We start from the raw sequence: 4718 nt of genomic DNA on the forward strand, positions 1-4718 counted from the left end.
TCCTATTGCCGTATGCGCAGGTTGTCATGGCGATCGCGGCGCCGGCTCTGAAGCCGCGGGCGCACCGCGGCTGGCCGGGATGAATCGAGACTACCTCGCGCACGCCTTGTCGATGTTCAAGGAAGGGACTCGCACCAGCGTCGTCATGCAACCGGTGGCAAAAAGCCTGTCGGACGGCGATATGCGCGCGCTCGCAGCGTACTTTTCAGAACAGCGCCCGCCGCTTGCGAAGGCACTTGGGACCCCTCCAGCGGATATAATTTCTGCCGGCAAGCGCCTCGCCGAAAGCGGGGGCGAGAATGGCGTTCCTTCTTGTTTCAGCTGCCACGGCACTTCCGGGCAAGGTAACGGACCACGCTTCCCTGCTATCGCTGGCCAGCCAAAGGCATTCTCCATCGCACGGATTCGCGAATTCCAGGCAAGGGCCAGAGCTGCGCCGCCGACGCCGGGATCGATGACCGAAGTCGCGTCCAGAATGAACGATGCGCAGATCGAAGCGTCGGCGTCTTACTTTTCCGTGACTGAGCCTTGACCGTTGTCCGATCCCGGGGCCTAAGCGCGTCAGCTTCCGATCCTCCCCAATCACGCCGACGGTGAAGGAGACACTGTTACTTGGTAGCCACAAGAGTTCAAGAAGCGTGGTGGAGTCAGTGGTTTCACTTGCTGTCCGGTCGTGACTTATCGAACGCTGACCACAAGACCTGCCTTGTCCTCCTCGCTGTGTTCCATGTCTGCACTGCGTTTCATCCGGCGCATCGCGATCGCAATTTATTGGGTACAAACGACTAGACACATGGCGCGACATCCCATGTGCTCTATGTAGCGCAGCCGTACGACTCGAAACCATTCGCCTCCGCACAGCTAATCCGGCAGACCGACGCCGTCTACATTGGCTTCAGCATCGACGCCATCGTAGCAAGCACCGCACCAGCACCTGCTAGGTAAGCGATGCCTTCGGTGCGCGACTCTCGAAACAGCGCCGACAGGCCGCACCACCATTGATGGAAGTTGACGGTGTCATTGCGGCTGGCCGACGAACGCTACGTGCCATTCACGGACTGCGGTCTGATGTCGAAACGAATTCGTCAGATGCTAGGGACAAGTATCCCTCTCAACGCGGAGTGAGCATGCCCGGCGGCTAAACTCGTCACTCTCGCAGAAACCTATTTACAGCATCGAAGAACTCGCTGGGTTGCTCGACCCACGGGAAGTGGCCCGCTTGGTCTATAGCGACGAGTCGCGACCCTTGGACGCTTCCATGGATCAATTCGGACTCAGCAAACGGGCAAACCGGATCCTGCCGCCCAACAACAATCAACGTCCTGGCGGTGATTTTGCTCAGATCCGACAACGGCGGAGATCGTTCGACGGGGGGTGATTCTTCAAAGGCCTGGTGAACCGACGCGGACATTGTGTTGGTCAATTGGCCGACAATAGTCTTCGCATTTTTACGCGGATCGTATACGAAGAACCCCACTCGTTGCAGGAAATATTTGGTGTACTCCTTGTCGTCTGTTGGTTCGGGGTCGTCGATGTGCGCAATCAACCAGTTGAAATCGGGAGATGCCTTGCGGCGGATCGCCTCGGCTTTCGCAATATCATCGCGTGGCGCTGAATAACCGAGCAGCTGAGTACCGACCAGCACGAGTTTTTCGACGCGGTATGGATACTTCTCCGCATACAGGATGGATATTGCTCCGCCGTTTGAATGGCCGAGCAGCTTCATCGTTGAAAGTCCCCAATAGCGGCGAAGTTGCTCGAGATCACCCACGAGTTCATCATTTGTCAGATGGTCGTTCGGCGAAACCGGGGTCGAACCGCCTGTGCCTCGTGGATCGTAAGTAACAACGGTGAAATGCTTCTGAAGCGGCTCGAGGCCGTGAGCTAGGTACGCCGTGCCTATTCCCCAGCCTGGTGCTTGGACGACCAGAAGGGGGCCGCGGCCCGCGACCTCATAATGGATAACGATGCCGCCTACATTGGCATTGTGTTCGCCCACTGCGAGCTGCGAACTTGGTGCCGCCGCCGCTGACACGCCGGTGAGGTAAAGCAGTATTCCAAGCTTGATGAACGACTTTGTCATTACGGCCTCGTGTTCGTGCTAGATAGTCTGCGCTAGCCACGTGAAATGGCCTTCTCGTTACTTTTTATCGCACTTCAATGCCACGGCGTGCCGTTAGACGTCCATGATCCATCCGGTTTCCCGCGAGAATCGGAGTATTCGACCCGCGTTATCCGTTCGTTCGAGGTGCTATCGGTTGCGCTGCGGCCGCTAGTTTGAACCCCAATCGAAGTCGCTAGAGCGAACAGTGCAACGATGCATGGGATCTCACGGATTTGGCAGTAGGGCGATCGGAATATGAACTTAATATAACGACCGATATCCTACATGGCAACGTATCTGTGCCGCGTACAGGTGCATAGAAGCGGAAAGATCGTTTCCAAAAAGAAAAGAAGCACTTCTTTGCAACGCTTCCGCGACGACTTGGTACTCACTTATATTTTTTTGGAGAGGCCGCAACGGTTTTGCGATCGATTAAAGGTGCTCGTCGGCGAACCTCGCGTCCCAACCTCACGCAAGAACAGCGTGGATTTGGATCACTCGAATCGCCGTGTTTTGCCGCGCGGTTTAACCCGGCACCCGCTTGCGTCCAGGCTCGAGCAAGTGTGTAGCCGTCATCGACGCGATTTCCCTTGGGCCAGGAAACACCGGGACGCCAAAAACTCGCCGAATGCTGCTCAAGGGTTAGAAGGATATTTGCGCGAGGATGAGAGCTATACCTGTTTTTTGCTCCACTCAGCCATCAGCTCGCGAAACCATTGTCGGTGACCGATTAAATCGGTCGTTGAGACCCAGTTTGAGAATAAGTCACGCAATTCAAGACTAATTTAGCCCCATCGACCTCAGGCACTTGCTCCGCGACTGTCAGAGCACGACACCTTTAACTGCACAATCGTCAGGACGCACCGTGATCTAGCGGACAACTTATGTAGTTTTCCGCTAGGCACCCGCGACGACGGCACGTTGGCCGCGTTGGCCACGATCACTGTAGTGACGCTGCGTGGTGCCTAGGCCATCGGGCGCGAGTATTACGAGATTGGCGGCCTCGCCGACACAAGCGGATCTTGTTTGCATCACAGTCCGCAGGCGACCATCGCTCTATCCGGCTAAGGGGCGGTCCAGAGGCGTCATAACCATCCCTGGACCGCTAATCAACGACACATCATGGTCAGTCGAGGTGGCGTGAGCCATCCGAACCGGCCGGGACCATGGGGTGAAGCTCTGCGCTCGCGAAGGTGTAGCAAATTACGTCACCTTTTGTTGCGCACTGGATCCTCGCAAACGGCGACGCGCTTCATCAGTATCGCGCCAGTACCGTCGCGATGCCTTGGCCACCACCGATGCATTGGGTGGCTAGGGCATAGCGGCCCCCCGTGCGCCGAAGGATGGCAGCGGCCTTTCCGGTGATGCGGGCGCCCGTCGCGCCAAGCGGGTGACCGATTGCAATGGCGCCGCCATCGATGTTGACCCTGCTCGCGTCGATACCGAGCTCGCGGATGCAGGCGAGTGACTGGGATGCGAAGGCTTCGTTGAGTTCGATCACGTCAATCTGGTCCATGCGAAGGCCGGCACGCGCGAGCGCTTTCCGAGTCGCCGGCACCGGCCCGATGCCCATGTATTCGGGATCGACGCCAACAACCGCCACGGAGACGATGCGCGCCAGGATCGGGACGCCGTGCTTAAGCGCAAACTCTTCAGATGTCACGAGCGTCGCCGCCGCGCCATCGGTCAGTGGYGATGCGGTGCCTGCGGTGACCGTTCCGCCGAAAACGGGCTTGAGCGCCGCGAGGCCTTCGAGACTGGTCTGGCGGCGTAGGCAGCTATCCGCATCGATGGTTTGGCCGTCGACCAGGGTGAAGGGGACGATCTCGTCCTTAAGGCGGCCTTCCTGCTGTGCGGCTGCGGCCTTCTGCTGCGAATGCAGGGAAAAGACCTCCTGGTCCTCGCGGGAGATGCGGTAGCGAGCGGCCACGTTCTCTGCCGTTTCGCCCATGGTGACATAAGCGCGGATATCTATCTCGTGGCCGTCGCCGTGACTCTCCGCAAAACGGGGGTTCGGCGAGTAGTTCAGGCCGCCTTGCGGCACTTGCGTCATGCTCTCGACGCCAGCGGCGACGAATGCGTCGCCCGCGCCGATGGCGATCTGTCCTGCCGCAGTATGAGCGGCGTACATCGAAGAACCGCAGAAACGGTTGATGGTGRCACCGGCGACGGATATCGGTAGCCCAGCTAGCAGCGTGGCCACGCGGGCGAYGTTGTCGCCCTGGCTGCCTTCCGGATACGCGCAACCCATGAGTACGTCTTCGATAAGTGCCGGGTCGATGCCCGTTCGGTAAACCAAGCCTCGCAGGGCTGCCGCTGCCAGATCGTCAGGCCTGGAACCTGCCAGTGCACCTTTGCGGGCAAAAGCAAAAGGAGTACGAACATAGCCAGCAATGACGGGGGTACGCATGGGCTTCTCCGAAAAAAAGGTATTACCGCCATCATACTGGTCGCTTCGAGCTTTCGCAGCACAAGTGGCGACGGATCCATGCGCGGCTGCAGCGGATTATCCGGCGCCTGTGGGAACCTCGGCGGAGGTTGCGGATCCGGCGGGCGGTTGACGGTTCCATTACGCGCCAGGATGGCCATCGTCACGCGGGGCGCAATGATGAAA

Annotated in this window: 3 protein-coding genes; 1 reads left to right on the top strand and 2 read right to left on the bottom strand. The window is 58.7% G+C overall.

Features of this window, described 5'->3' with window-relative positions:
• The coding region (locus AC1DT2_RS16125; RefSeq protein WP_477297423.1) for a c-type cytochrome at positions 1–532 on the top strand (532 nt) is incomplete at its 5' end.
• A gap of 615 nt (positions 533–1147) precedes the next feature.
• On the opposite strand, the gene AC1DT2_RS16130 is transcribed toward AC1DT2_RS16125, so the two are convergent.
• Together AC1DT2_RS16130 and AC1DT2_RS16135 are read right to left on the bottom strand one after the other, a co-directional pair.
• A complete protein-coding gene (locus AC1DT2_RS16130) occupies positions 1148–2083 on the bottom strand; it encodes an alpha/beta fold hydrolase (RefSeq protein ID WP_477297424.1) in 936 nt (311 codons plus the stop codon).
• 1276 nt (positions 2084–3359) lie between these two features.
• Complete coding sequence (locus tag AC1DT2_RS16135; protein ID WP_477297426.1) at positions 3360–4514, bottom strand: thiolase family protein; 1155 nt, start codon at positions 4512–4514, stop codon at positions 3360–3362.
• Positions 4515–4718 lie beyond the last annotated feature (204 nt).

It is taken from the genome of Luteibacter sp. P4_E6, assembly GCF_056401535.1.